We start from the raw sequence: 24468 nt of genomic DNA on the forward strand, positions 1-24468 counted from the left end.
CTCCTCGGCTCTGTCCTCAGCTCTGTTCCTCAGGGCGGTGGATCGGGTTGTGCGGGGTCGGGCTTCCGGCCGCGGGGGTGTTGCGAACGGGCAGAGGGTCCGGCGTCTGGTCGGCGACGCGCTCGGCTGAGGGAGTCGCCGCAGCAGTGGGCCCGGTGATCTCCCGCGCGACCTGCTTCTCGAGCACCTCGACGGCCTGTTCGCTCAGCACGATGAGTCCGTCGAGCTCTTCGCGCACCCGCTTGTAGGCGATGTTGCGCTCGGCCTGCGTGGCCGACTCGTCCACGGCGACCTTCAGCAGCTTCTCGGCCCGTTCGAGCTTCTTGCGCTCGGCCTCGCTGAACGTGGAGTTGCGCAGTCTGCGGGCATCCTTCTCGGCGATCTCGAATGCGACTGCGGCGTTGCCGACGGCATCCAGGTACTCGCTGACCTGCTGCTCGGAGACCTTCGCGCCGGACGAGGACGGACGCAGGTTGTCTGCAGTCTTCTTCGCCCGCAGGAACGCGGCGGTCAGCGGCTGGCGCCCGTCGCTCATGGCGGGGTAGGCGATGAGCTTCGCGACGTCGAGCTCGTAGTCCAGCCAGCGCGCGGTGATCTCATCGTGCTCGGCGAACAGGCGCTCGAGCAGCTCCTTCGACGAGAGCTGCGAATCGGACGCGACCTCCTTCGCCTTCGCTCTCGTCGGTACTGCCTGCCCTCGCGCGGCGTACTGCGCGGCCTTGATCTCGCCCTTCACACGCAGGGTCTCGAGGCGGCGCTCGTGCCGGCGCTTCGCGGCGCGCTCCCACGCCTTGGCGGCTCCGCCGGCCATTCCCATGATCGGGAAGATGAGCCACCAGAAGCTGCCCGCCCACTGCCAGAACTCTTGCATGATGGCTTCAGCCTAGTCCGCGTGGATGCGCCGTACTCCGTGACGATCATCACGAGTTTCAGGGACTCGAGCCCCTGGCGCGACCAGGTCGGTCTCGTAGAAGACCAGGTCGGTCTCGTAGAAGAGAACAACGAGGACGGCGGCGGGTGCGCGGGGTGCCGATCCGGTGGCGCGGGCCGGGATGCCGTGTCAGGATGACCACGGATCGGCTCATCGCGAGCCCGAACGGGAGGAGCAGACATGCAACTGGCCATGATCGGACTCGGCAGGATGGGCGCGAACATCGTCCGCAGACTCATGCGCGACGGCCACGACTGCGTGGTCTACGACGTGAATCAGGATGCCGTCGCCGCTCTCGTCGCGGAGGGTGCGACGGGTGCCGAGAGCATGGCGGACCTCGCCGCGAAGCTGCAGCCGACCCGCGTGGTCTGGATGATGGTGCCGGCATCCCTCACGGGGCAGGTCGCCGATGAGGTGGCCGCCGTTCTGGAGGAAGGCGACATCCTCATCGACGGCGGAAACTCGAACTACCGCGACGATGTGCGCCGGGCTGCGGCGCTGCGCGAGAAGGGCATCGAGTACGTCGACATCGGCACGAGCGGCGGCGTCTTCGGCCTCGAACGCGGCTACTGCCTGATGGTCGGCGGGTCCGAGCGCGCCTACGCGCACATCGAGCCGATCCTGAAGACGATCGCACCGGGCGTCGGCGAGATCGAGCGCACGCCCGGCCGCACCGGCGACCTCGCCCCCGAGGAGCAGGGCTACCTGCACACCGGTCCCGCGGGTTCGGGGCACTTCGTCAAGATGGTGCACAACGGCATCGAGTACGGCATCATGGCCGCGATCGCCGAGGGCCTGAACCTGCTCCACAACGCGGATGCCGGCGTGCGCGAGGCCGAGCACTCCGCCGAGGTCGCCCCGCTCGAGGAGCCGGAGTTCTACCAGTTCCCCATCGACACCGCCGCCGTGTCGGAGCTGTGGCGCCGCGGGTCGGTGATCTCATCGTGGCTGCTGGATCTCACCGCGGCTGCGCTGACGGAGAACCCCGCCCTCGACGGGCTCGCCGGCCGGGTGTCGGACTCGGGCGAGGGTCGCTGGACGGTCAAGGCCGCGGTCGACGTCGGGGTGCCGGTGCCCGTCCTCGCGGCATCCCTGTTCGAGCGGTTCGCCTCGCGCGACGAGGACCAGTTCGCCAACCAGGTGCTCTCGGCGATGCGGCTGCAGTTCGGCGGCCACAAGGAGCTCCCGGCCGGCGACGTGCTCGAGGCAGGGGCGCGCAAGGCCGACTCGGAGTGAGGCGCTTCGCACCGGGACGTGCTGATACTTCTCAAAAATACCCCTAGGGGTATCTGTTACACTCGATCGGACGTTCCACGACCGAGGAGAGAAAACATGTGCCGAGCAGTCGCCTGCCGTACGTGCGGAAAGACCACGTGGGCCGGATGCGGCCAGCACGTCGACAGCGTCATGCGGGGTGTGCGCCCGGCCGACCGCTGCCCCGGTCACGAGAACGACCCGGCAGAGTCCGGGTTCTTCGCCAAGCTGTTCGGCCGGTGATCCGGTGCGCGTGATCATCGTCGGCGGGGTCGCCGGCGGCATGTCGGCCGCAACCCGGATGCGCCGACTCGACGAGCATGCCGAGATCATCGTGGTCGAACAGGGCGACTACGTCAGCTTCGCGAACTGCGGGCTGCCGTACTACGTCGGCGGCGTGATCTGCAACCGCGACGCCCTGCTGCTGCAGACCCCGGAGTCGCTGCGCGCGCGGTTCGACCTCGACGTGCGCACCGGCAGCGTCGTGACGCGGATCGACCGGGATGCCCGGACCGTGAGCATCCGCGACGTCCGCTCCGGCGAGGTCCGCACCGAGACCTACGACCGGCTCATCATCGCCGCAGGTGCCGCTGCGCGCAGCACGTTCGGGCAGCAGGACGGCCCGGTCGTCTCGACCCTGCGCACGATCGACGACGTCGACCGGATCACCCTCGCCCTCGCCGACCTGCCCCGCGCCGGGCGCGCCGTCGTCGCAGGCGGCGGGTTCATCGGCCTCGAAGCAGTCGAGAACCTCGCGCACCGCGGGCTCGAGGTCACGCTCATCCAGCACGGTGCGCATCCGCTCAGCCCGCTCGACCCCGAGATGGCGACTGTGGTGCTCGACACTCTGGTCGACAACGGCGTCGACGTGCGCACCCGCACCACAGTGGCCTCCGTCGACGTCGACGGTGTGCACCTCGACGACGGCACGACCGTCGAGGCTGACATCGTCATCGATGCGCGCGGGGTGGCGCCCGCGGCATCCATCGCCGTCGATGCGGGACTCGCGATCGGGCCCACGGGCGGCATCGCCGTCGACGCGCACCAGCGCACGAGCGACCCGACGATCTTCGCGGTGGGCGATGCGGCCGAGAAGCTCGACGCGATCTCGGCGGAGCCGACCCTCGTCACCATGGCCGGGCTCGCGAATCGGCACGGCCGCACGGCGGCTGACGCCATCGCATGGGAAGCCGGGCTCGTCGATGAGCGGCCCTCCGACGCGCCGCCCGCCGTGGGCACGGCGATCGTCGGGGTCTTCGGTCTCGCCGTGGCGACGACGGGGTGGAGCGAGAAGCGGCTGCGGGCAGCTGGCCGCGCGCACCGGGTCATCCACGCGCACCCGACCGATCACGCCGGCTACTATCCCGGCGCCGAGCGCCTCACCATGAAGCTGCTCGTCGACCCCGAGACCGATCTCATCGTCGGTGCGCAGGTGCTCGGACGCAACGGTGCCGACAAGCGCATCGACGTCATCGCGACCGCCATGCAGGCCGGGCTCACCGCCTCGCAGCTGAGCCGGCTGGAACTCGCCTATGCCCCGCAGTTCGGGTCGGCGAAGGATGCCGTGAACATGCTCGGCTACATCGCCGACAACGCCGCGACCGGACTGACCGAGAGCATCCAGTGGCACGAGATCGACGCGGCGGTCGCCGCCGGTGCGACCGTGGTCGATGTCCGCTCGGCCGGTGAGAACGCCGCCGGGGCGATCCCCGGGAGCATCAACATCTCGGTCGATGAGCTGCGCCACCGGCTCGACGAGCTTCCGGCCGGCGAACTGATCGTGCACTGCCAGGTCGGCCAGCGCGGACACACCGCCGTGCGCCTGCTGCGCCAGCACGGGCGCGCTGCGCGCAACCTTGACGGCGGCTACCTCACCTGGCGGGCCGGAACCCGCAGCACCCTGACGAAGGAATGGGCATGACGAACGCACCCGACGACGACATCCGCAAGGTCGTCAACCGCCTCAAGCGCGCCCGCGGTCAGCTCAGCGCCGTCATCGACGCGATTGAGGCCGATGCCGACTGCCGCGACGTGGTGATCCAGCTCGCCGCGGTCGGCAAGGCCATCGACAGGGCCGGTTTCGCCGTGATCAGCACCGCGCTGCGGCACTGCATGACCGAGGACGAGTCCGCTGACGAGGACGCCCCGACGGTCGGCGAGCTCGAGAAGCTGTTCCTGACGCTGGCCTGAGCTGCCGGTCGGAGACGTACGCGGGGCGGGGTGCGCAAGGCCGACTCGGAGCTGCCGCTCAGAACCGCTGCGCGCCGACCACCCGCAGAAGCCGGATCTTCTCCTCGTCGTCGCTGCGGGGTGCGGCGGTGAGCACGAGGAGCGCCTGCCCGCGGTCCTCGGTGAACAGCACCTGGCAGTCGACCTCGATCGGCCCGACCTCGGGGTGGATCAGCGTCTTGTGATCGGCGAACCGCTGCGCGACCTCCTGACGGTCCCAGAGCTCACGGAACTCCTCGCTGTGCCGTGACAGCTCGGCCACGAGGGCCCCGGCCTGCGACCGCTGACCCATCGCGCCGTAGGCGACGCGGAGACCGGCGACCTGCGCGCGGCTGTTGCGGGCATGATCGTCCTCCGGGTAGTGGGCGCGGGCTCGCTCGGGCTGCAGGAACCAGCGGTACGGCTCGTAGCGCTCGAAGCCGGACAAGCCGACGTTGTCGCCGAGCAGCGCTGCCGCCAGCGCGTTCTGCACGAGCGTCTCGCCGAGGCTCGAGATGATGAGCGCCGGGGTATCGTCGAGCCGATCGAACACCCGCTGCAGGGCAGGGGCGACATGGTCGGACGGGCCGATCCGGTCGGGTACCGCGTGCCCGGCGACGCGGTACAGATAGTCGCGCTCGTCGGATGACAGGCGCAGCGCCCTGGCGAGCGAGGTGAGGATCTGCGTGCTCGGCTGCGGTCCGCGCTGCTGCTCCAGGCGGGTGTAGTAGTCGGTCGACATCAGCGCGAGCTGCGCCACCTCTTCGCGTCGTAGCCCCATCGCCCGGCGCCGCACCCCCGCCGGCAGGCCGACGTCACCAGGGCGCAGCTGCTCCCGGTGCGTGCGCAGGAAGTCGGCGAGGGCTGCACGATCCATGCATCCATCATGCGCGCCTCGCATCGCGGCATCCAGGGATCGCCGGTCCCCCGACAAGCGCTCTCTGCCGCGCCCGTCGCATGGCGCAGACACTCGGATCATGCGAATCAACGGAAACACCATGTTCATCCCCGGCGCGACCAGCGGCATCGGCCTCGCCCTCGCGCTGCGTCTGCACGAGGCCGGCAACCAGGTGATCGTCGGCGGGCGGCGCACGGAGCTCCTCGACGAGATCGCGACGCAGCATCCGGGCATCGACACGATCCGGATCGACACCGCGGATGCCGCATCCATCGCGTCCGCCTCCGCCCAGGTCATCGCGCGGCATCCGGATCTCAACGTGCTCATCCCGATGGCCGGCATCATGCGGGCGGAGGACTGGACCGCACCCGGATTCCTCGAGACGGCCGAGGCGACCGTGACGACGAACGTGCTCGGGCCTATCCGGCTGATCGCGGCGTTCGCCGAGCACCTGCTCGCCCAGCCGGATGCCACGATCATGACCGTCTCGTCAGGCCTCGCGTTCGCGCCTCTGCGGTTCACGCCCACGTACAACGCGACGAAGGCGGCGATCCACCAGCTCAGTGAAACGCTGCGCCTGCAGTTCGCCGGCACGAGCGTGCGCATCGTCGAGCTCGTGCCGCCGTCCGTGCAGACCGACCTCATGCCCGGTCACGCCGACGACCCGCACGCGATGCCGCTGGACGACTACATCGACGAGACGATGAGCATCCTCGAGACCCAGCCGGATGCGACCGAGGTGCTGGTGGAGCGTGTGAAGTTCCTGCGCTACGGCGAGGCCCGAGGGGATCAGGCACAGGTCATCGCGGTGCTGAACGGCGCTGCCGTCGCCTGACCCGCGCTCAGCGCCCGAGCCTCTCGGCGCACGGCACGCAGAGCTCGGCGAACGGACGCACGCGCAGGCGCGCGATCGGGATGCCGCGGCCGCAGTTCGTGCAGACGCCGTAGGTGCCGGCATCCATGCGGGCGAGCGCGGCGTCGACCTGATCGAGCTCCTCACGGGCGGCGTCGCGCAGTCCGCTCAGCCGTGACCATTCCGCGGACAGCGGCACGCCCTCCGGGTCGTGCTCGTCGTCGTCGCTCTGACTGCTGCGGTCGTGGGTGAGTTCGGCGAGCGTCTGTTCCAGCGCCGCCGCACGGTCGGCGGCCTGGCGCCGCAGCACCTCGAGCAGCGGGCGCAGCTCGTCGTCCGGCACGGCTACTCGAGCCATTCCGTGACGAAGCGGTCGTTCGCGTGGATGTGCGTCGCCTCGTACGTGCCGCCGTCGAGCACCTCGAAGCGGTGCGACACGAGCGCGGGCACGACGAGGATCTGGCCGCCGACGCCGACGATCTGCTCCTCGCCGACCGTGAACAGCGCCCGGCCCGCGCGGATCACGAACGTCTCGGCATAGGGATGCCGGTGCAGCCGCGGGCCGCGCCCCGGCGTCTCGATGTATTCGCGCATGATGCTCACCGGCGAGCCGAGGAGGTGCCCCTCGATGTCCTGGTCGCGGGCGACGTCGATCGGCTGAATCGTCATGGTGCCCTCCGTTCCCACCCGAGGCTACGCGTCGGACCGGCGACCCGGAAGCGCGAGCCTCAGCCGAACAGCAGACTCAGCACGGTGGCGCCGCCGCCGACGAGGATCAGCGAGATGATCGCGACCCACGCGACCGCGCGGATACGGCGATTGCGGCGTTCGCCGAGATCGCCGTAGTCCTCGCTGAGGCCGTCATGGGCCGGCTGGTTCCGTGCCGGCTCGTTCGGCTCGCGGCGGCTGAGCTCGCTCACGCCACCGGCTCCGCGACGGTCGGGCCGAAGGCGGCGGGCAGCGTGGCCTGCGAGGTCTCGCGCAGCTCGGCGGCGCTCACCGTGAACAGCCCCGTGACCTCGAGGTCGGCGACGGTGTCGGTGACGCCGATGCGCAGCACGGGGTAGCCGCGTCCCTCGCAGAGGCCGCGGAACTTCACATCCTCCTCGCGGGGGACGGTCATGATGACGCGGCCGGTCGACTCCGAGAAGAGAGCGGATGCGGCATCCACACCGTCGCGCTCCATGAGCTCGGTCAGCCACACGCGCGCGCCGACGCCGAAGCGCATGACGCCCTCGGCGAGGGCCTGCGCGAGGCCGCCCTCGGACACGTCGTGCGCGGAGGAGATCAGCCACTCGTCGCGGGCTGCGCCGATGAGCCCGGCGAGGGTCTTCTCGGCGGCGAGGTCGACCTTCGGCGGGAGCCCGCCGAGGTGGTCGTGGACGACGTCGGCCCAGGCCGAGCCCGACAGCTCGGTCCGGGTGGTTCCGAGCAGGTAGATGTTCTGGCCCTCGTCCTGCCATCCCGACGGGATGCGGCGCGAGACGTCGTCGATGATGCCGAGCACGCCGACCAGCGGGGTCGGGTGGATCGGGACGTCGCCGGTCTGGTTGTAGAACGAGACGTTGCCGCCGGTGACGGGGGTACCGAGCTCGTAGCATCCGTCGGCGAGGCCGTCGACCGTCTGCCCGAACTGCCACATGACCTCGGGATTCTCCGGGGATCTTCCCGGCGAGCACCCCAGTGGCGAACCTGCAGGACGACGAATGGGACCGTGCGCTGCGCGTCAATGTCTCCGCTGTCGCCCGTCTGGCGCGAAGCGTCCACGCACTGCTGGCGCGATCGCCGCGCGGAGGACGGCTGGTGCTCGTCTCGACCAAGAACGTCGCCGCGCCTGGTCCCGGCGTACTCAGCAAGCAAAGCCGCCGCAGCACAACTCGCGCGCGTGCTGGCGCTCGAGTGGGCATCCGACGGCATCCGGGTCAATCAAGTCGAGCCCAATGCCGTTTTTGATACGAGTATCTGGACGCCCGAGCTGCTCGCGCAGCGCGCGGAGCGGCGCACGGCATGTCCGTCGCTGAGTACCGCACGCGCAATCTGCTCGGAGCAGAAGTCACGAGTTCCCTGGTTGCAGAGGCAGTCGGGGTGTTCTGCGAGATGCTGCCCGTCACCACCGGGGCGCACCTGAGCGTCGACGGCGGCAACGACCGCGTGATCTAGGTGTGATGTCTAGGGACGTTGTTTCGGCGACACGGCCGTGAGGGTCTGAGAGGCGAGGGCCTCCGGTTGTGAAGTGGAGCTGTTGAGTTCACCCGCTTCGCGAACCTGGAGGCCCTCGTGTCCCACGCTAACGCTGGTCTGACCCCGCGCGCCCGTGCCCGGCTTGCGCGCCTGATCGTCGAGGACGGCTGGCTGCCGTCGGTTGCGGCGAAGATGTTCATGGTCTCGACCGTCACTGCCAGGAAGTGGGCTGCCCGGTTCCGATCACCGCGAAGAAGACCCGCCCATACCGGCCACACACGAACGGCAAGATCGAGCGCTTCCACCGCACCCTCGCCGACGGGTGGGCCTACGCGAAGCTCTATCCCTCAGAGACCGCACGGCGCGACGCTCTCGCCCGCTGGCTGCACTTCTAGAATCATCACAGGCAACACTCCGCGATCGGAGCCTCACCCATCAGCAGGATCGAAAACAACCTGCCTGGACATCACACCTAGCTCGCGTGCGGGTGCACGACACGGATGCCGCAGCGGCGCAGCACTCGTTCGACGAGCACCTCTGGTGCCGCATCCACCTCAATTGTGATGCCCTGCTCATCGTCGCCGAGCGGCTCGAGCGCGGCGAGCTGCGAACGCAGCAGCGCGGGCGGCATGAAATGCCCCTGGCGTGCCGACACCTGGGCTTCGATCTGCGTGGCATCCGCCGAGAGCAGCACGAACGGCGTCTGTGGCGCCTGCGCACGCAGCGCATCGCGGTACGCCCGCTTGAGGGCGGAGCAGGCGACGACAGCAGGCGGATGCTGCGCCAGCTCGGCACCCACCCGGGCGAGCCACGGCCAACGGTCCTCGTCGGTGAGCGGAATGCCCGCGCTCATCTTGGCGATGTTGGCTGCGCCATGCAGGTCGTCGGCGTCGACGAAGCGGAGGCCCGTGCGCTGCGCGAACAGCTCCGCCACCGTCGACTTACCCACGCCTGACACCCCCATCACCACGAGGGAGGTGCCGACTTCGGCCGACGGGGGGATCACCAGTCGTGCACCGTACCGTCGGCGAGGCGGTTGTACGGCAGGTAGGCCTGCTCGTACGGGTACTTGCCCGCCTCGTCCAGGTTGAGCTCGACGCCGAGTCCCGGCTTGTCGCCCGGGTGCAGCAGGCCGTTCCGCCAGGTGAAGGACTGCTCGAACACCTGATCGGTCTTGGCTCCGTGCTGCATGTACTCCTGGATGCCGAAGTTGTGGATCGCGAGACCCAGGTGCATCGCGGCGGCCATGCCGACGGGGGAGATGTCGGTGGGTCCGTGCATGCCGGACTTGATCTGGTACATCGCCGCGTAGTCGAGGGTCTTCTTCAGCGCGCTGATGCCGCCCATGTGCGTGACGGCGCCGCGCACGTAGTCGATGAGCTGGTCGCGGATGATGTCCTTGAAGTCCCAGACGGTGTTGAAGATCTCGCCGATCGCGAGTGGCGTCGTCGTGTGCTGGCGCACGAGGCGAAGGGCTTCTTGGTTCTCGGCGGGCGTGCAGTCCTCGAGCCAGAACAGATTGTAGGGCTCGAGTGACTTGCCGAGCTTCGCCGCCTGGATCGGTGTCATCCGGTGGTGGCCGTCGTGCAGCAGCGGGATGTCCGGGCCGAACTCATTGCGCACGGCTTCGAAGACACCGGGGAGGTGGTGCAGGTACGCGCGGGTGTCCCAGTCCTCCTCGACCGGCTTGGCGCCGCGGCGGGCGGGTTCATGGTCGTAGCGTGCCTCACCACCGCCGGTGTCAGCCGCCTGCGAAGCGATGCCGTAGATCGCCTTCAGCCCGGGGACGCCGGTCTGGATGCGGATGGCGCGATACCCCTGTTCCAGGTGGGAGCGCACCGAGGCGAACAGCTCGGGGAGTTCCTTGCCGGAGGCGTGGCCGTAGGCGAGCAGCCCGCTTCGCGATGCGCCGCCGAGCAGCTGATACACGGGCATCCCGGCCTTCTTGCCCTTGATGTCCCACAGCGCCATGTCGACCGCGGCGATCGCCGCCATCGTCACCGGACCGCGCCGCCAGTAGGCGCTGCGGTACAGGAACTGCCAGGTGTCTTCGATGCGGTCCTCGTCGGCGCCGATCAGCAGCGGAACGACGTGCTCGCTGAGGTACGCGACGACCGCGAGCTCGCGACCGTTGAGGGTCGCGTCGCCGAGGCCGGTGATGCCATCGGCGGTGGTGATCTTCAACGTAACGAAGTTGCGGTCGGGGCTCGTGACGATGACGTCGGCTCTGTCGATGGTCATGGGTCTCCTCATGAGGGTGGTGGGTCGCCAGCGTTCTGGATCGATGGGAAGGGATGTCACGGCGCAGCGGTGCGCGCGGCGCGAGAGGCGGCGTCAGACGGTCGCGGGTTCGCCGGCGATGAGCACCTGCACGGGCTGGATCTCGGTATCGCCCGGAGCCCATTCGAATTGCACGACATCCGCGCGTGCGCCCGGCCGCCAAAGCGCGGGCAGCCCGAGGGCCGCTGCGGGCGCGTGCGTAGCGAGGCCGTACGCCGTGGCGAGCGAGCCGGTGATGCGGGCGACGGTCGCGACTCCCACGTCAAGCGTCTGCACGGATCCGGCGAGGTAGCCGGTGGCCACGTGTCGCAGTGCTCCGTCGGACGCGAGCTCGACGCCGCCGCCCACGGTCGACTCGCCGCCGTGGCGCAGGGCGGCAGGCGTGGCGACGGCATCGCTCACGAGGAAGATCCCGTGGTCGCGCTTGGCCGCCAGCATCGTCGCGAGGGTGGAGTCGGGCAGGTGGTGACCGTCGGCGATGACCCCGGCGCGCAGGCGGGGCTCAGCGAGCTGCGACCAGATGTAGTTGGGGTGTCGCGGCAGCACGCCATGCGCACCGTTGCCGAGGTGCGTCGACAGTGTGGCGCCGGCGTCGACGACCGCGCGGATCTGCTCCTCGTCGGCATGGGTGTGGCCAATCGATACCTGCACGCCGTTGGCGACCAGAAAGCGGGTCGCCTCGACGGCACCGTCGTGGTGCGGAGACAGGGTGACGACGCGGAGCAGACCCGATGCGGCATCGAGCCAGCGCTGCAGCTCTTCGATGCGAGGAGGACGGATATGCGCGAGAGGATGCACACCGCGGGGCCCGTCCTGCTCGGAGAGACTTGGCCCTTCAATGTGGATGCCGGCGACCGAGCGGGCGACCGCGGCATCGGCGCAGGCGTCGACGACGGCGCGGATCCGTGCCCGGATGTCGGCTTCGGAGGCGGTGATGATCGTCGGCAGGAACCGGGTGACGCCCCGAGTGCTCAAGCTGTGGGACATCGCGGCGATCTGCGAGGCATCCGGCTCTGCCGCGTTCGCATCGCCTTCTGCGTGCCCGTTGACCTGGAGGTCGATGAGCCCGGGGCCGATCCACGGCAGGCTCGCGGCGGATGCGGCAAGCGGGCGGATCTCGACGATCTCGTCCCCTTCGACGACGACCTCCACAGCCTCGCCGCTGAAGACGTCGCGACCACGCAGGAGAGTCATGAGTCGTGTACGACGACGCGCTGGCGCGCCGGTCCGGTCAGGGGGATGAGCGACGCCGCATCGCTGTCGACGTGCACCTCGCAGCGAGTGTGACGACGCAGGACCGTGCACGGCCACGCCTCGGTCACGGGTTCCTCGACGAGCGCACGCACGGCGTCGGCCTTGCGGGCGTCGGGAACGGCGCACACCAGGTGGGCGCCTGCGAGAAGCGCTGGGATCGTCAGCGTGAGTGCGTGGGTCGGCACGTCTCCGAGGGTATCGAAGCACTCGTCATCCACCTGCTGCACGCGGCTGGCTTCGTCGAGAGCGACGATGCGCACCGGGGATGCTTCGTCGAAGCGCGCCTCGGGCGGATCGTTGAAGGCGATGTGCCCGTTGACGCCGATGCCGAGGCACACCAGATCGATCGGTGCCTCTTCCAGCAGCGCGACGTACTCAGCCGCTGACTGCTCCGCGCCGAGCTCGGTGCGCATCGCGTGGAACACCGGCGTTCCCGAGAGCCCGGAGAGCAGGTGCGCACGCAGCCAATTGCCGAATCGCTGGGGTGCGGCGGCGTCGAGCCCGACGTACTCGTCCATGTGCAGCACGGTGACCTTGGACCAGTCGATCCCCGGCTCCTGCGCAAGAGCGCGATACACATCGAGCTGGCTGGGGGCGGCAGCGGCGATCATGCGGGCCGCACCTCGGTCGGCGATGGCTGCACGCAGCGTTGCGGCAGCGGATCGGGCGGCACTCAGGCCCATCTCGACGCGATCGGGATGGACATGCAGGGCGAACGTAGGCGTGCTCATGCGACACAACAATAGTGCAACCGGTTGCAAGCGCAAGTCCGGATCTGTCGAATCCCCACTATCGTTGACGCATGACCTCGAAACGCAACGGCACGGCGACTCTGGCTGATGTCGCCGCGGCCGCGGGTGTGTCAAAGTCGACCGCCTCCCGCGCTTTCAGTCGCCCCGAGCTGATCAGGCCGGAGAACGTCGATCGCATTCGGCGGATCGCCGCAGAGCTCGGTTACACGGCGGATCCCCGTGCTCGCGCGCTCTCGACAGGGCGAACGGCGAACATCGCGGTCATCGTTCCTGACATCGCCAACCCCTTCTTCCCTCCGCTCGTCCGGGCCGTCGAGTCGGGGGCCGAGCGGGCGGAGCTCGCCGTGTTCCTTGGCGACACCGACGAGAGCGCCTCGCGTGAGCGCGTCCTGGTCGACCGGCTCGAGAAGCAGGTGGACGGCTTCGTGCTCGCTTCCCCGCGCCTTCCCGATGCGCAGATCCGCGAGCTCGCTGAGCGAGTGCCCACGGTGCTGATCAATCGCGACATTCCGGGCGTGCATCGGGTTCTGGTCGATGCGGCGACCGGTGTGCGCGAGGCGGTCGAACTGCTCACCGCTCTGGGGCACCGGGCCATCGCGTACCTCGCGGGTCCGCCCGAGTCGTGGGCGGATCAGCAGCGCAGGGCTGCCGTCGTGCAGGCCGCCTCGCATGCGGGGCTCGCGCTCTCGGTGCTCGAACTCGGGCGCCCCAGCTACGAGGCGGGCCGCGAGTGCGTCGGCTCCATGATCGCGACGGGGGCGACGGCGGCGATCGCCTTCGACGATGTCATCGCCCATGGGGTGCTCGCCGGTTTCGCGACGCTCGGTCGCGAGGTGCCAGCGGATTTCAGCGTCATCGGGTGTGACGATGTGCTCGCGGCGACGACGTTCCCGGCGCTCACGACGATCTCCGGCGGATCGGCGGCGAGCGGTGCGGCCGCGCTCGACACGCTGCTCGCGCTCATCGACGGCGAGCACCCGGAGCAGCGCACCGCGATCGCGGGTCATCTGGTGCATCGGGCGAGTGTCTCGGCGGTGCGTCAACACGCACGTTGACACTGCAACCGGTTGCATGACACAATGCCGACATGACAGGCATCGTGATCGCCGGCGTGGCCCACTCTCACGTCGACTACGCCACCGCAGAGCTGCGGGCGCGACAAGACCTTTCCCTGCTCGGCGTCTTCGACGCAGACCGTGAAGCGGCGGCGCGCATCGCCGAGCCCTTCGGCGCACCCGTGGCCGAGTCGCTCGACGCGCTGCTCGCGCTCGGCCCGGAGATCGTCGTCTGCGCCGGCGTGTACAGCGAGCGCGCCGCCACCGTGATCGCCGCCCTCGGTTCCGGCGCCGACGTGCTCTGCGACAAGCCGCTGTGCATCACCCTCGACGAGCTCGACCAGATCGTCGAGGCCTGCGGGCGCACCGGGCGCAAGGTCGCGCTCATGCTGGAGAAGCGCACCTACCCGGAGACGCTCGCGCTGCAGGCGGCGCTTCGTTCAGGAGAAATTGGTCAGCCCGTCGCCTTCTCGTCATGGGCGCCGCATAAGCTCCTGCGCGATGTGCGCGCTCCCTGGTTCCTCGATCCCGCCCGCTACGGTGGCATCCTCGCCGACCTGCTCGTGCACGATGTCGACATCGCGCTGCAGGTGACGGGCGCCACCCGCGGAACCGTCCGCGGCTGGCTCGGTCCGCAGATCGACACCGGCTTCCACCTGCAGGGCGGGGCGACGGTCTCGTTCGGGGGCGAGAGTGGAAGCCCCGTGCTCAGCGCCGAAGTCGATTGGCTCACCCCCGCAGGATCCGAGATCCACGGCGACTACCGCATGCGCGTCGTGGGCACCGAGGGCACCGCGGAGCTCTACTGGGGTCGTGGCCGCTGTGAGCTCACCACCGCGACCCAGGCGCGCCACGATGTGGCCCTCGACGCCGGCCGTCGTCCCGCAGAAGACGCCCTCGACGCGCTGCTGGCTGGAGGCGAGCGCGCGGCCGAGGCCACGAGTGACGCGATTCTGGCCACCCGCATCGCCCTGCTCGCCGAGCAGAGCGCCCGCTCCGGTGGGATCGAACTCACTTGGGAGCACTCCGCATGATCGACATCGCCATCATCGGAGCCGGATTCATCGGCGGCGTGCACGCGCGCCTCATCGACTCGATCGAGGGCGCGCGGGTCAGTGTCGTCATCGATGCGAACCTCGATCGCGCCGCCGCCCTCGCGGAACCGCGGGGTGCTCGGGTCGCGGTGTCGCTCGACGAGCTGGGCGATGAGATCCCCGACCTCGTGAGCATCTGCACGGTCAGCGCCGGGCACGCGGATCTCGCGATCGCCGCGCTCGAACGCGGCTCTCACGTTCTCGTCGAGAAGCCCATCGACATCACGCTCGAGGCCGCAGCCCGCCTGGCCGATGCGACCCGTGTGCACGACCGTATCGTCGGAGTGGTCAGTCAGCGTCGCTTCCTCCCGACTTCGCAGGCCCTGCGTGAGGCGATCGATGGCGGAACGCTCGGAAAACTGACCGGAGGCACCGTCGAGTCGCCCTTCTTCCGGGCCCAGTCCTACTACGACTCGGGTGACTGGCGCGGCACCCGCGAGTACGACGGCGGTGGCGCACTGATGAATCAGGGCGTCCACGCTCTCGACCTGCTGCTCTGGTTCCTCGGTGACCCGGCGAGCGTCAGTGCGGCATCTGCATGCGTGGCGCATGAGCGTATCGAGGTCGAAGACGTCGTCGGCGCGGCGATCGCATTCCGCTCCGGTGCCGTCGGCACTGCCTTCGCCTCGACCGCCGCCTTCCCCGAAAGTGGTGTTCGGCTGTCGGTATTCGGCAACGAAGGATCAGCCACGATCGCCGACGGGCGCCTCACGATGCGCTTCGCCGACGAGGAGGTGGTCGTCGATGACACGGCTCCCGACGGCTGGTCGACGATCGACTGGGCGCACCGGGCACAGTACGTCGACCTTCTCTCAGCCATCGCCGAGAACCGCGCGCCGGCCATCGGCATCGAGGACGGCCGCCGTGCACTGGCATCCGTCCTCGGCATCTACGAATCGGCCGAGACCGGCCGTGCCGTCTCCCTCATCTGAAATCCCGACACCATACCCACCCGGTGGTGGATTCCCCACCACCGCTACCGATGGAGGTAGAAGCATGAAGCGCACAGCACGACTCAGCATCGCTCTCGCAGGCGTGACCGCAGTGAGCCTGGCACTCGCCGGCTGCGCGGGCAGCTCGACGCCCGCCACAGAAGAAGGCGGCGACGTGACGCTGCGCTTCGCCTGGTGGGGTTCGGATGCACGCCACACGGCCACGCAGGCGGCGATCGACGCGTTCGAGGAGGCCAATCCGGGCATCACGGTGGAGGCCGAGTTCGGCGACTGGGGCGGCTACTGGGATCGCCTGGCGACGCAGACCGCCGGTGGCAACGCCCCCGACGTCATGCAGATGAGCGACGCCTACCTTGCGGAGTACGCCGGTCGAGGCGTGCTGCTGCCGCTCGACGACCGCGCGGAGATCGATTTCTCGGGTCTTGACGAGGGCGGCGTCGCGAGCGGCGAGGTCGACGGAAAGCTCTACGCGCTGCAGGCGGGAGCCAACTTCCCGGCTGTGCTCGCCAACCCGGCGCTCTTCGAAGCCGCAGGCATCGAGATGCCGGACGACAGCACCTGGTCGTGGGAGGACTACGTGCAGGTCGCGGTGGATCTCACCAAGGCCGGCGTCGGCGCGGTCGGCACGGATTCGATCATCGGAGACCCGGTGACCAACGCCTGGCTGCTGCAGCACGGCGACTCGCTGTTCACCGCAGACGGCAAGGTCGGATTCGACAAGGACGGCCTGACCGGATTCTTCGAGCTCGCCTCGGATCTGTCGACATCGGGTGCGGCCCCGGCGGCCTCGGTCATCACTGAGCAGATGGTGCTCTCGCCCGACCAGTGGGGCATCGCCACCGGCAAGAGCGCGATGGGTTTCGCCTGGTCGAACCTGCTGACCACGATCGAGGGATCGCTCGGGTCTGAGCTGGACCTGCTGCGCATGCCCACCGACAGCAAGGAGTCGGGCCTCTACCTTCGCGGGGCGATGTACTACGCGATCTCGGCCGGAACGAAGCACCCTGTCGAGTCGGCCAAGCTCATCGACTTCCTGCTCAATGACGAGGCGGCGGCCGATGAGCTGCTCGCCGAGCGGGGTCTGCCGCTGAACACGAGCATCCGCGAGTACATCGCCGACAAGGTCAGCGACCCCGAACAGCGCCTCATCGCCTTCACCGTCGACAACGCCGACGCCCTCGGCAAGGCACCGTCTGTGCCCGCTGTCGGTGGCGGCACGTACGACCAGGTGATCCAGCGAGGCATCTCGGATGTGCTTTTCGGGACGCTGACTCCCGCGCAGGCATCCGAGCGCGTGCACACCGAACTCAGCGACCTGTTGACGGCCGCCGGCTGACGGATCCTCTTGTGACAGACACCACCCTCACTCGCACCCCCTCCCGCGCCAAGCGCGGGAGGGGGTGGCGGGACTCCCTCGCGGCCTACGGGTTCCTCACGCCGTGGATCATCGGCATGCTCGCCTTCACGATCGGGCCCGTGATCGCGTCGTTCTTCCTCTCTTTCACGCAGTACAACCTGCTGCAGCCGCCCACCTGGATCGGCACCAAGAACTACGAGATGATGCTGCAGGACGAGCGCCTGCACCACTCGATCGGCGTGACCTTCACGTACGTCGCGATCGCCGTGCCGTTGCAGCTGATCGTCGCTCTCGCACTCGCGATGCTTCTCGACCGTGGCATGCGCGGCATGTCGTTCTACCGCTCTGCCTTCTACCTGCCATCGATGCTCGGAGCATCGGTCGCGATCGCGGTGCTGTGGCGGCAGATGTTCGGCGCAGACGGACTCGTCAACCAGGTGCTCGCGATGTTCGGGGTTGAGGGTGCCAGCTGGATCGCCAGTCCCGACACGGCGCTCGGCACGCTCGTCCTGCTGCACATCTGGACCTTCGGCTCGCCGCTCGTGATCTTCCTCGCGGGCCTGCGCAACATCCCGCGCATGTACTACGAGGCCGCACAGGTCGACGGTGCAGGGCCCCTGCGTCGATTCGGCGCCATCACGCTTCCGCTGCTGTCGCCCATCATCTTCTTCAACCTGGTGCTGCAGATCATCGGAGCGTTCCAGACCTTCACACAGGCCTTCGTGGTCTCGAACGGAACAGGCGGCCCCTCGGACGCCACGCTGTTCTTCACGCTGTACCTCTACCAGAAGGGCTTCCCGGGCTTCCAGATGGGCTACGCCTCGGCGATGGCCTGGCTGCTGCTGCTCATCGTCGCGGCAGTGACGGCCCTGAACTTCTGGATCTCGAAATGGTGGGTGTTCTATGAAGACTGAGACCGCGAAAACAGGCGCTGTCGACGAGGGCTCGGCAACGCGGCTGATCGTCACGGGATCGACGGATCCGCGTCCGATGCGCATCACACGCACCGCGGGATCGCGCATCCGCTCTGTGCTCAAGCATTTCGGTCTCTCGCTGCTGGGACTGCTCATGCTGTACCCACTGCTCTGGATGCTCGTGAGCTCGTTCCGCCCCACGGAGGACATCTTCAGCTCGCCGGGGCTCTCACTGGAGGGCTTCACGCTCGAGAACTACACGCTCGGCTGGGACGCACTCTCACACCCCTTCGGCCGCTACCTGCTGAACTCGGCCGTCGTCGTGCTCGGTGCGATCGTCGGCAACCTCATCTCCTGCTCACTCGCGGCCTACGCGTTCGCCCGGTTGACGTTCCGCGGCAGCAAGTGGATGTTCGGGCTCATGCTTCTGACGATCATGCTGCCGCTGCAGGTGATCATCGTTCCGCAGTACATCATGTTCAACTCGGTCGGCTGGGTGAACACGGTGCTGCCATTGATCATCCCGAAGTTTTTCGCGACGGATGCCTTCTTCATCTTCCTCATGGTGCAGTTTATCCGCGGTCTGCCGCGTGAGCTCGACGAGGCCGCGCGCATCGACGGCTGCGGTCACTTCCGCACCTTCACGCAGATCCTGCTGCCACTCATGACTCCGGCGCTTGCGACGACGGCGATCTTCACCTTCATCTGGACGTGGAACGACTTCTTCAGCCAGGTGATCTACCTCACCTCGCCCGAGTCGTACACGGTGCAGCCCGCACTGCGTGCGTTCCTCGATTCGCAGGGACAGAGCTCGTGGGGTCCGCTGTTCGCGATGTCGATCGTCTCGATCATCCCGGTCTTCCTGGCGTTCATCTTCGGCCAGAAGTACTTGGTGCGAGGAATCGCGACGACGGGGATGAAGTGAGCGCAGCGCTTCTCGGGTCCTCTCGGCTTGGCCGGGGGGACCTTCCCCGTCCGCCCGTGCGGATCGTTCACCTGGGTCTCGGGGCCTTCCACCGCGCGCATCAGGCCTGGTACACGGCCCGCTCGGCGGATGCCTCCGAGTGGGGGATCGCCGCTTTCACCGGTCGCAGTCCCGAGGCGGCGCGCGTGCTCGCAGAGCAGGACGGCGTGTACACCCTCGTCGAGCGTGGCGCCGCGCATGACAGCTTTGAGATCGTCGGCTCCATCGTCGAGACGCGCGATGCGTCGGAGACGACGGTGCTGCGCCGGCTGGTGAGCGAACCCGCGGTGACGGTCGTGACGCTCACCGTGACGGAGAAGGGATACCGATTGGGCCCGGACGGCACGCTCGACCCGGGCGATGCCGATGTCCGCGCGGACCTCGCCATGCTGCAGGCGGCGTCGCGCGGTGGTGATGTGACCGACGGCGCGCTTCGGACGATGCCGGCGCGTCTGTTCTGGGCGCTGGACGGGCGTTTCGCCCGACGCGACGATGCGATGATCGCTGTCGTCTCCTGTGACAACCTGCCGGGTAACGGAGCGGCAGCTCGCGCCGCGATCGAGGGCGTCGCGACGGCCGTGCACGGTTCTGCGCCCGCATGGCTGGATGCCGGCGTCGATTGGATCGAGACGTCGATCGACAGGATCACCCCGCGCACGACCGCGCGCGACATCGCCATCGTCGAGGAGAACTGCCGGTACGTGGATCGTTCCCCGGTCGTCACCGAGCCGTTCTCGAGCTGGATCCTCAGCGGAGAGTTTCGAGCGGCCCGCCCGTCGTGGGAGACCGCGGGAGCGGAGTTCGTCGAGGAGATCGCACCCTTCGAGAGCCGCAAGCTCTGGATGTTGAACGGGGCGCACTCGCTGCTCGCCTACGCGGGGATACTCCGTGAGCATGACACCGTTGCCGCCGCGATGGCGGATCCGATCTGTGCATCGATGGTGAACGATCTCTGGGACCTCGATGAGTCGATTCTCCGTACGTTTGACGCCGAGCTCGCCGTGGATGCGTACCGGGCTGCCCTGGTGACCCGGTTCGAGAATCCGGCGATCGTTCATCAGCTGCGCCAGATCGCCGCCGACGGCAGCGTCAAGCTGCGCGTTCGGATCGCCGACCCGGTACTGCGCGTGCGGGCTGCAGGCGGCACGGGCGATGCGGGTCTTCGTGTGATCGCCGCGTGGATCCGGTTCGTGCGGGGCGAGTGTGCGAGGGGGCGTGAGCTCGACGACGTCGCCGCCGACGAGCTCGCCCTGCGTGCAGCATCCGAGGATCCGGTCAGAGCACTGCTGAGCCTGACCTCGCCGGAGCTGGCGGACGACCCGCACAGCCTGGCGCGGGTCCGCGCGCATGCCGGCGAAGGCGCGGTCATCGGCTGATGGTCGTGCGCGACTCCGCGCAGCGGATCGCGACCGTGACGTGCGGCGATCTGGGGAGTTGACTTCACGAAGAAGACGGGCACCCCGTCGGGGATGCCCGCCTTCTTACGTGTTGCGAATCAGCCCAACAGCAGGCTGATGACGGTCGAGCCGCCGCCGACGAGGATGAGCGCGATGATCGTCACCCACGCGATCGCGCGGATGCGCCTGTTGCGGCGCTCGCCGAGGTCGCCGTAATCCTCGCTCGGCTCGCTCAAGCCACAGCCTCCGCGACGGTCGGGCCGAAGGCCGCGGGCAGGGTCGCCTGCGAGGTCTCGCGCAGTTCGTCGGCGCTGACCGTGAAGAGGCCGGTGACCTCGAGGTCGGCGACGGTGTCGGTGACGCCGATGCGCAGCACGGGGTAGCCGCGTCCCTCGCAGAGGCCGCGGAACTTCACATCCTCCTCGCGGGGGACGGTCACGATGACGCGGCCGGTCGACTCCGAGAAGAGAGCGGATGCGGCATCCACACCGTCGCGCTCCATGAGCTCGGTCAGCCAGACGCGCGCGCCGACGCCGAAGCGCATGACGCCCTCGGCGAGGGCCTGCGCGAGGCCGCCCTCGGACACGTCGTGCGCGGAGGAGATGAGCCACTCGTCGCGGGCCGCGCCGATGAGCCCGGCGAGGGTCTTCTCGGCGGCGAGGTCGACCTTCGGCGGGAGTCCGCCGAGGTGGTCATGGACGACGTCGGCCCAGGCCGAGCCCGACAGCTCGGTCTGGGTGGTGCCGAGCAGGTAGATGTTCTGGCCCTCGTCCTGCCATCCGGACGGGATGCGGCGCGAGACGTCGTCGATGATGCCGAGCACGCCGACGAGCGGAGTCGGGTGGATCGGGACGTCGCCGGTCTGGTTGTAGAACGAGACGTTGCCGCCGGTGACCGGGGTGCCCAGCTCGTAGCATCCGTCGGCGAGGCCGTCGACCGTCTGCCCGAACTGCCACATGACCTCGGGGTTCTCGGGGGATCCGAAGTTCAGGCAGTCCGTGATCGCGGTGGGCTCGGCGCCGGTGACGGCGACGTTGCGGTAGGCCTCGGCGAGGGCCAGCTGCGCGCCCGCGTACGGGTCGAGCTGGCAGTAGCGGCCGTTCGCGTCGGTGGAGATCGCGAAGCCGAGGCCGGATTCTTCGTCGACGCGGATCATGCCGGCGTCGTCGGGGAACGCGAGGGCGGTGTTGCCGAGCACGTAGTAGTCGTACTGGTTCGTGATCCAGCGGGTGTCGGCGAGGTTCGGGGAGCCGACCAGACGGAGGAACTGCTCGCGCAGCACATCGCCGTCGTCCGTGCGGGGCAGCAGCTCGGCGGCATCCGCCTGCAGTGCGTCGATCCACGTCGGGTAGGCGACCGGACGGTCGTAGACCGGACCGTCGACCGCCACCGTCGACGGGTCGACGTCGACGATGCGCTCGCCCTGCCAGTCGATGACGAGGCGGCCGTCGCCGGTGACCTCGCCGAGCACGCTCGTCTCGACGTCCCACTTGTTCACGACCGCCATGAAGGCGTCGAGCTTCTCGGGGGCGACGATGGCCATCATGCGCTCCTGCGACTCCGACATGAGGATCTCCTCAGCGGTCAGGGTGGGGTCGCGCAGCAGGACGTTGTCGAGCGAGACGTGCATGCCCGAGTTGCCGTTGGCGGCGAGCTCGCTGGTGGCGCACGAGATGCCGGCGGCGCCGAGGTCCTGGATGGCCTCGACGAGCTCGCCCCGGTACAGCTCGAGGCAGCACTCGATGAGGACCTTCTCGGCGAACGGGTCGCCGACCTGCACGGCGGGGCGCTTGGTGGGGCCGCCGTCGTCGAAGGAGTCGGATGCCAGGATGCTGGCGCCGCCGATGCCGTCGCCGCCGGTGCGCGCACCGAACAGGACGACCTTGTTGCCGACGCCCTCGGCGTTCGCGAGCTTGAGGTCCTCGTGGCGGAGGACGCCGACCGCGAGGGCGTTGACCAGCGGGTTGGCCTGGTAGACGGAGTCGAAGACCGTCTCGCCGCCGATGTTGGGCAGGCCCAGGCAGTTGCCGTAGAAGCTGATGCCGGCGGTGACGCCGTGCACGACGCGGGCGGTGTCGGGGTGGTCGATCGCACCGAAGCGGAGGGCGTCCATGACCGCGACCGGGCGCGCGCCCATCGAGATGATGTCGCGGACGATGCCGCCGACACCGGTCGCTGCACCCTGGAACGGCTCGATGAAGCTCGGGTGGTTGTGCGACTCGGCCTTGAACGTGACGGCCCAGCCCTCGCCCACGTCGATGACGCCGGCGTTCTGGCCCATGCCGACCATGAGGCGCTCGCGCATCTCGTCCGAGACCTTCTGGCCGAATCTCTTGAGGTAATTCTTCGAGCTCTTGTACGAGCAGTGCTCCGACCACATCACCGAGTACATGGCCAGCTCGCCGCTCGTGGGGCGGCGGCCGAGGATCTCGCGGATGCGGGCGTACTCGTCGTCCTTGAGGCCGAGCGCGCCGTAGGGCTGCTCCTTCTCGGGGGTCGCCTCGGCGTTCGAGACGGAGTCGGGGACGTGCTGACGAGCGGATGCTTCGGGGGCGGTGGTCACGCGCGCTCCAAGTGGCGAGAGGGCTGGCGGGGCGGTCTCAGTCTACTTGGGCCGACCGGCGGTGAGTCTCGCTGAGAATTGCCCTGCCGCGTGAGAATCGTGCTCGCACGGCAAGTCTCGTCGCGGTGGGCAATTCTCGCGGCTGGGCGGCTGGGCGGCCGTGGCGACGTCACCGAGCGACACGAGATGTGTGCGGCTGCCGGTGTGTTTCGTAGATTGGGGACTCACGCTGTGAAGGAGCCCGATCGTGACCGAGATCCAGACGACCACCGCCGGCAGCCTGCCGCGCACCCAAGCCCTGCTCGACGCCAACGCGGCCCGCTCGTTCGCGGATGACGGCTTCACGCTCGAGTCCACGCCGGAGTTCGAGGCGCTGGTCGGCGAGGCCGTGGCCGACGTCGTCGAGCGGCAGCGGCGCGTGGGCATCACGCAGCCCGGCGACGGCGAGTTCGGCAAGGCATCGTCCAGCCCCGTGGACTACGGAGCCTGGTGGGGCTACTCGTTCCAGCGCGTGAACGGTCTCTCGCTCACCGAGGTCAACGCGTTCAATGAGCCCGCTCGGCAGTCCACACCAGGCAACATCGTGCTCACGAGCTTCCTCGACCGTCGCGACCGCCAGGCCTTCGCCGACGCGTACGCAGACCCCGAGGCGGGGATCGGCACGGGCCGCACCGCGACCGCCTTCCCGACCACGACCGGTGCGCTCTCGTATCGCGGTCAGGATGCCGTCGCCGCCGACGTCGCACACCTGCACGCCGCGCTCCACGAGGGGGAGACCGGCTTCCTCACCGCGATCGCGCCGGGCTCTGCCTCGCGCGTCCGCAACGACTTCTACCCGACCGACGAGGCGCACATCGATGCCTGGGCCGATGCGCTGCGCGAGGAGTACCGCGCCATCACCGACGCCGGCCTCATCCTGCAGCTCGACGACCCGTCGCTCGCCGAGAACTGGGACCAGATCAACCCCGAACCGTCTGTCGCCGAGTACCAGGAGTTCACCAGCATCCGGGTCGAGGCGATCAACCGGGCGATCGAAGCCCTGCCGAAGGAGCAGGTGCGCCTGCACCTCTGTTGGGGCTCATGGCACGGACCGCACTCCACCGACATCGACGTGCGCCACATCCTTCCGGTCGTGCTGCAGGCGAAGGTCGGGTCGATCTCGTTCGAGGCGGCGAACGCCCGTCACGAGCACGAGTGGGCGCAGTGGGCGGATGCCGCGGCCGCCGGCCTGATCCCCGACGATCTGGTGCTGGTGCCCGGCGTCGTCGGCCACTCGACCAACCTCGTCGAGCACCCCGACCTGGTCGCTCAGCGCATCGGGCGCTACACCAGCATCGTCGGAGCCGACCGTGTGATCGCGTCGACCGACTGCGGCCTGGGCGGACGCGTGCACCCGGACATCGCCTGGGCGAAGCTCGAAGCGCTGGGCGAGGGGGCCCGTCGCGCGTCGCGTCCGGCCACGGTCATCGCGTAGCTCGCGGGCCGGCGCGGGGGTCGCTGTTCGCGCGTCGCTGCTGGCGCAGGGAGGGGTCGCAGATGGTCGCGTGCGCGGTGACCTGG

25 protein-coding genes and 4 pseudogenes are annotated in these 24468 nt (G+C 68.9%); 17 read left to right on the plus strand and 12 right to left on the minus strand.

Translation table 11 applies throughout. The features are described 5' to 3' along the window. Positions 1–16 precede the first annotated feature (16 nt). Positions 17–871 (minus strand): hypothetical protein, encoded by an 855-nt coding sequence (locus AB0269_RS10690; RefSeq protein ID WP_366211170.1) that lies wholly within the window; start codon positions 869–871, stop codon positions 17–19. A 240-nt stretch (positions 872–1111) separates the two neighbouring features. Between AB0269_RS10690 and gnd the strand changes: the two genes are divergently transcribed. The 4 genes from gnd to AB0269_RS10710 all read left to right on the plus strand — a co-directional run bounded on the left by gnd (position 1112) and on the right by AB0269_RS10710 (position 4375). Further along, complete coding sequence (gene gnd / locus AB0269_RS10695; protein WP_366211171.1) at positions 1112–2167, plus strand: phosphogluconate dehydrogenase (NAD(+)-dependent, decarboxylating); 1056 nt, start codon at positions 1112–1114, stop codon at positions 2165–2167. A 96-nt stretch (positions 2168–2263) separates the two neighbouring features. After that, on the plus strand, positions 2264–2428 hold the full coding sequence (locus AB0269_RS10700) for a hypothetical protein (protein WP_366211172.1): 165 nt from the start codon (positions 2264–2266) through the stop codon (positions 2426–2428). 4 nt (positions 2429–2432) lie between these two features. Continuing rightward, entirely contained in the window at positions 2433–4106 is a 1674-nt protein-coding gene (locus AB0269_RS10705; RefSeq protein WP_366211173.1) for an FAD-dependent oxidoreductase, read from the plus strand. Further along, positions 4103–4375, plus strand: a complete 273-nt coding sequence (locus AB0269_RS10710; protein WP_366211174.1) for a metal-sensitive transcriptional regulator — start codon at positions 4103–4105, stop codon at positions 4373–4375. The genes AB0269_RS10705 and AB0269_RS10710 overlap by 4 nt, the downstream gene beginning before the upstream one ends. 58 nt (positions 4376–4433) lie before the next feature. Here AB0269_RS10710 and AB0269_RS10715 read toward each other — a convergent pair whose 3' ends face one another. Beyond that, positions 4434–5270, minus strand: a complete 837-nt coding sequence (locus AB0269_RS10715) for a helix-turn-helix transcriptional regulator (RefSeq protein ID WP_366211175.1) — start codon at positions 5268–5270, stop codon at positions 4434–4436. Positions 5271–5370: 100 nt separating this feature from the next. On the opposite strand from AB0269_RS10715, the gene AB0269_RS10720 reads away from it, so the two are divergent. Further along, entirely contained in the window at positions 5371–6126 is a 756-nt protein-coding gene (locus AB0269_RS10720; protein ID WP_366211176.1) for an SDR family NAD(P)-dependent oxidoreductase, read from the plus strand. 7 nt (positions 6127–6133) lie between these two features. Here AB0269_RS10720 and AB0269_RS10725 read toward each other — a convergent pair whose 3' ends face one another. The 4 genes and pseudogenes from AB0269_RS10725 to AB0269_RS10740 all read right to left on the minus strand — a co-directional run. Then, a complete protein-coding gene (locus AB0269_RS10725) occupies positions 6134–6502 on the minus strand; it encodes a TraR/DksA C4-type zinc finger protein (protein WP_366211178.1) in 369 nt (122 codons plus the stop codon). Continuing rightward, complete coding sequence (locus tag AB0269_RS10730) at positions 6490–6813, minus strand: cupin domain-containing protein (protein WP_366211179.1); 324 nt, start codon at positions 6811–6813, stop codon at positions 6490–6492. Before AB0269_RS10730 ends, AB0269_RS10725 begins: the two co-directional genes overlap by 13 nt. A 59-nt stretch (positions 6814–6872) precedes the next feature. After that, positions 6873–7064, minus strand: a complete 192-nt coding sequence (locus AB0269_RS10735) for a hypothetical protein (protein WP_366211180.1) — start codon at positions 7062–7064, stop codon at positions 6873–6875. Further along, positions 7061–7807: pseudogene (locus AB0269_RS10740) on the minus strand (AIR synthase-related protein); the annotation flags it as partial. The gene AB0269_RS10735 and the pseudogene AB0269_RS10740, both read right to left, overlap by 4 nt. A 66-nt stretch (positions 7808–7873) precedes the next feature. Here AB0269_RS10740 and AB0269_RS10745 point away from each other — a divergent pair. From AB0269_RS10745 to AB0269_RS10760, 4 genes and pseudogenes are all read left to right on the plus strand, one after another. Next, positions 7874–8095: pseudogene (locus AB0269_RS10745) on the plus strand (SDR family NAD(P)-dependent oxidoreductase); the annotation flags it as partial. A 56-nt stretch (positions 8096–8151) separates the two neighbouring features. Next, positions 8152–8304 carry a hypothetical protein gene (locus tag AB0269_RS10750; RefSeq protein WP_247963099.1) on the plus strand — a complete coding sequence of 51 codons (153 nt, stop codon included), beginning with the start codon at positions 8152–8154 and terminating at the stop codon, positions 8302–8304. Between the two features lie 117 nt (positions 8305–8421). Further along, positions 8422–8577: pseudogene (locus tag AB0269_RS10755) on the plus strand (leucine zipper domain-containing protein); the annotation flags it as partial. After that, positions 8577–8801, plus strand: a pseudogene (locus tag AB0269_RS10760) (integrase core domain-containing protein); the annotation flags it as partial. The pseudogenes AB0269_RS10755 and AB0269_RS10760, both read left to right, overlap by 1 nt. On the opposite strand, the gene AB0269_RS10765 reads toward AB0269_RS10760, so the two are convergent. The 4 genes from AB0269_RS10765 to AB0269_RS10780 form a co-directional block, all read right to left on the minus strand. Continuing rightward, positions 8798–9331 carry a gluconokinase gene (locus tag AB0269_RS10765; protein WP_366211181.1) on the minus strand — a complete coding sequence of 178 codons (534 nt, stop codon included), beginning with the start codon at positions 9329–9331 and terminating at the stop codon, positions 8798–8800. The pseudogene AB0269_RS10760 and the gene AB0269_RS10765 overlap by 4 nt on opposite strands. Further along, positions 9328–10566 carry a D-mannonate dehydratase ManD gene (gene manD, locus AB0269_RS10770; protein ID WP_366211183.1) on the minus strand — a complete coding sequence of 413 codons (1239 nt, stop codon included), beginning with the start codon at positions 10564–10566 and terminating at the stop codon, positions 9328–9330. The genes AB0269_RS10765 and manD overlap by 4 nt, the downstream gene beginning before the upstream one ends. A 93-nt stretch (positions 10567–10659) precedes the next feature. Beyond that, complete coding sequence (locus tag AB0269_RS10775) at positions 10660–11799, minus strand: N-acetylglucosamine-6-phosphate deacetylase (RefSeq protein ID WP_366211184.1); 1140 nt, start codon at positions 11797–11799, stop codon at positions 10660–10662. Beyond that, positions 11796–12590 carry a 6-phosphogluconolactonase gene (locus tag AB0269_RS10780; RefSeq protein ID WP_366211185.1) on the minus strand — a complete coding sequence of 265 codons (795 nt, stop codon included), beginning with the start codon at positions 12588–12590 and terminating at the stop codon, positions 11796–11798. Before AB0269_RS10780 ends, AB0269_RS10775 begins: the two co-directional genes overlap by 4 nt. A 71-nt stretch (positions 12591–12661) precedes the next feature. Here AB0269_RS10780 and AB0269_RS10785 point away from each other — a divergent pair, with 71 nt between their 5' ends. The 7 genes from AB0269_RS10785 to AB0269_RS10815 all read left to right on the plus strand — a co-directional run bounded on the left by AB0269_RS10785 (position 12662) and on the right by AB0269_RS10815 (position 20324). After that, complete coding sequence (locus AB0269_RS10785) at positions 12662–13666, plus strand: LacI family DNA-binding transcriptional regulator (protein WP_366211186.1); 1005 nt, start codon at positions 12662–12664, stop codon at positions 13664–13666. Positions 13667–13698: 32 nt separating this feature from the next. Continuing rightward, complete coding sequence (locus tag AB0269_RS10790; RefSeq protein WP_366211187.1) at positions 13699–14700, plus strand: Gfo/Idh/MocA family oxidoreductase; 1002 nt, start codon at positions 13699–13701, stop codon at positions 14698–14700. Continuing rightward, positions 14697–15692 carry a Gfo/Idh/MocA family oxidoreductase gene (locus AB0269_RS10795; RefSeq protein WP_366211188.1) on the plus strand — a complete coding sequence of 332 codons (996 nt, stop codon included), beginning with the start codon at positions 14697–14699 and terminating at the stop codon, positions 15690–15692. The genes AB0269_RS10790 and AB0269_RS10795 overlap by 4 nt, the downstream gene beginning before the upstream one ends. Positions 15693–15756: 64 nt before the next feature. Beyond that, positions 15757–17049 carry a sugar ABC transporter substrate-binding protein gene (locus tag AB0269_RS10800; RefSeq protein WP_366211189.1) on the plus strand — a complete coding sequence of 431 codons (1293 nt, stop codon included), beginning with the start codon at positions 15757–15759 and terminating at the stop codon, positions 17047–17049. A gap of 11 nt (positions 17050–17060) precedes the next feature. Continuing rightward, the gene (locus tag AB0269_RS10805; protein ID WP_366211190.1) at positions 17061–17984 is read left to right on the plus strand and encodes a sugar ABC transporter permease; all 924 of its coding nucleotides are present in this window, start codon (positions 17061–17063) and stop codon (positions 17982–17984) included. A gap of 76 nt (positions 17985–18060) precedes the next feature. Then, positions 18061–18909, plus strand: a complete 849-nt coding sequence (locus tag AB0269_RS10810; protein ID WP_366211468.1) for a carbohydrate ABC transporter permease — start codon at positions 18061–18063, stop codon at positions 18907–18909. A 56-nt stretch (positions 18910–18965) separates the two neighbouring features. Further along, the gene (locus AB0269_RS10815; RefSeq protein ID WP_366211191.1) at positions 18966–20324 is read left to right on the plus strand and encodes a mannitol dehydrogenase family protein; all 1359 of its coding nucleotides are present in this window, start codon (positions 18966–18968) and stop codon (positions 20322–20324) included. Between the two features lie 119 nt (positions 20325–20443). Here AB0269_RS10815 and AB0269_RS10820 read toward each other — a convergent pair whose 3' ends face one another. Together AB0269_RS10820 and purL are read right to left on the minus strand one after the other, a co-directional pair. Then, positions 20444–20581: a hypothetical protein gene (locus tag AB0269_RS10820; protein WP_247963415.1), complete on the minus strand. Its 138-nt coding sequence runs from the start codon at positions 20579–20581 to the stop codon at positions 20444–20446. Continuing rightward, entirely contained in the window at positions 20578–22908 is a 2331-nt protein-coding gene (gene purL, locus AB0269_RS10825; protein WP_366211193.1) for a phosphoribosylformylglycinamidine synthase subunit PurL, read from the minus strand. The genes AB0269_RS10820 and purL overlap by 4 nt, the downstream gene beginning before the upstream one ends. A gap of 247 nt (positions 22909–23155) precedes the next feature. Between purL and AB0269_RS10830 the strand changes: the two genes are divergently transcribed. Then, positions 23156–24382 (plus strand): cobalamin-independent methionine synthase II family protein, encoded by a 1227-nt coding sequence (locus AB0269_RS10830; protein ID WP_366211194.1) that lies wholly within the window; start codon positions 23156–23158, stop codon positions 24380–24382. Positions 24383–24468 lie beyond the last annotated feature (86 nt).

The organism is Microbacterium sp. NPDC077644 (genome assembly GCF_040702785.1).
In the GTDB taxonomy this organism is placed as follows: domain Bacteria; phylum Actinomycetota; class Actinomycetes; order Actinomycetales; family Microbacteriaceae; genus Microbacterium.

Coding starts and splice junctions, on each gene's coding strand:
- AB0269_RS10795 (WP_366211188.1), top strand. CDS start 14,697: ATGATCGACATCGCCATCATCGGAGCCGGATTCATCGGCGGCGTGCAC.
- AB0269_RS10750 (WP_247963099.1), top strand. CDS start 8,152: ATGTCCGTCGCTGAGTACCGCACGCGCAATCTGCTCGGAGCAGAAGTC.
- AB0269_RS10720 (WP_366211176.1), top strand. CDS start 5,371: ATGCGAATCAACGGAAACACCATGTTCATCCCCGGCGCGACCAGCGGC.
- gnd (WP_366211171.1), top strand. CDS start 1,112: ATGCAACTGGCCATGATCGGACTCGGCAGGATGGGCGCGAACATCGTC.
- AB0269_RS10810 (WP_366211468.1), top strand. CDS start 18,061: ATGCGCATCACACGCACCGCGGGATCGCGCATCCGCTCTGTGCTCAAG.
- AB0269_RS10725 (WP_366211178.1), bottom strand. CDS start 6,502: ATGGCTCGAGTAGCCGTGCCGGACGACGAGCTGCGCCCGCTGCTCGAG.
- AB0269_RS10775 (WP_366211184.1), bottom strand. CDS start 11,799: ATGACTCTCCTGCGTGGTCGCGACGTCTTCAGCGGCGAGGCTGTGGAG.
- AB0269_RS10790 (WP_366211187.1), top strand. CDS start 13,699: ATGACAGGCATCGTGATCGCCGGCGTGGCCCACTCTCACGTCGACTAC.
- AB0269_RS10715 (WP_366211175.1), bottom strand. CDS start 5,270: ATGGATCGTGCAGCCCTCGCCGACTTCCTGCGCACGCACCGGGAGCAG.
- AB0269_RS10700 (WP_366211172.1), top strand. CDS start 2,264: ATGTGCCGAGCAGTCGCCTGCCGTACGTGCGGAAAGACCACGTGGGCC.
- AB0269_RS10780 (WP_366211185.1), bottom strand. CDS start 12,590: ATGAGCACGCCTACGTTCGCCCTGCATGTCCATCCCGATCGCGTCGAG.
- manD (WP_366211183.1), bottom strand. CDS start 10,566: ATGACCATCGACAGAGCCGACGTCATCGTCACGAGCCCCGACCGCAAC.
- AB0269_RS10800 (WP_366211189.1), top strand. CDS start 15,757: ATGAAGCGCACAGCACGACTCAGCATCGCTCTCGCAGGCGTGACCGCA.
- AB0269_RS10690 (WP_366211170.1), bottom strand. CDS start 871: ATGCAAGAGTTCTGGCAGTGGGCGGGCAGCTTCTGGTGGCTCATCTTC.
- AB0269_RS10730 (WP_366211179.1), bottom strand. CDS start 6,813: ATGACGATTCAGCCGATCGACGTCGCCCGCGACCAGGACATCGAGGGG.
- AB0269_RS10710 (WP_366211174.1), top strand. CDS start 4,103: ATGACGAACGCACCCGACGACGACATCCGCAAGGTCGTCAACCGCCTC.
- AB0269_RS10785 (WP_366211186.1), top strand. CDS start 12,662: ATGACCTCGAAACGCAACGGCACGGCGACTCTGGCTGATGTCGCCGCG.